A 981-nucleotide genomic window follows, 5' to 3' on the forward strand; every position below is an offset into this window, starting at 1 on the left:
CCTGCCGGCTGTCGTAGACGTGTCTGCATCGTGAACGCGCGGGGCCTGTTCTCCCTCGAAGGAGAGTTCGCCATTGTGACTGGAGCGGGGTCGGGAATCGGACAGGCAATTGCGCGCGGCATAGCGACAGCCGGCGCGAATGTGTGCTTGTTCGACCTTGACTCCGACGCGTGTGAGGCGACGGCACGGCAGATCCGGGAATCGGGCCGTTCCGCGATCAGCATGGCGGGCTCGATCACTGATTCTGAGCGTCTCGAGGCGGCGGTGCGCCGGACAGAGGCAGAGTGGGGGCCGCTCGGCCTTGCGGTGAACGCAGCGGGGATCGCAGGCTCCGCGCCCGCCGAGAGCCTGGACCTCGAGCAGTGGCGATCGGTCATCGACGTCGACCTCACCGGAACATTCCTCAGCTGCCAGGTGCAGGGGCGGGCCATGCTCCGCCGAGGGCATGGCTCGATCGTGAACATCGCATCGATGTCGGCCACTTCCACACATCCCGGCATCGACCAGGCGCACTACTACAGTGCCAAGGCTGGAGTGAAACATCTGTCCGCCGCGCTCGCGACCGAGTGGGCATCACGGGGCGTCCGCGTGAACTCGCTCAGCCCCGGATACACCTCGACAGCGATGAACCAACGACCCGAGGTCGCGAGACAGCAAGCACGGCTCGCAGCACAGACACCAATGAACCGCTTCGCGCGACCCCACGAGATGGTGGGGCCGACCGTCTTCCTCCTCTCACGAGCGGCGAGCTATTGCACCGGGATCGACCTGATCGTCGACGGGGGTTATAGCGCCTGGTGAGCGCATTTTCCCATGAAACACGGCGCGAGTAACGTGCTGACGTCGGCCGCCGAACGGTCGCCGGCGAGTGGCTCGGCGACCAGGACGCCACATTGAAAGGAGGGCTGGACCCGCGGGACCATTGCGGGGTCTACGCGCCGGTGTGTCCAGTGCGAAGGTGCCCACTTTGTATTGACATAA

The 981-nt window shown here is 65.2% G+C and carries 1 protein-coding gene; it reads left to right on the forward strand.

Translation table 11 applies throughout. The annotated features are described in order from the left end of the window. Positions 1-801: SDR family oxidoreductase (locus tag N1031_RS20380; protein ID WP_310795725.1), on the forward strand; the 801-nt coding region annotated here is incomplete at its 5' end. Between the last annotated feature and the right edge of the window lie 180 nt (positions 802-981).

The sequence above is a fragment of the Herbiconiux moechotypicola genome, assembly GCF_024979255.1.
Lineage (GTDB): Bacteria > Actinomycetota > Actinomycetes > Actinomycetales > Microbacteriaceae > Herbiconiux > Herbiconiux moechotypicola.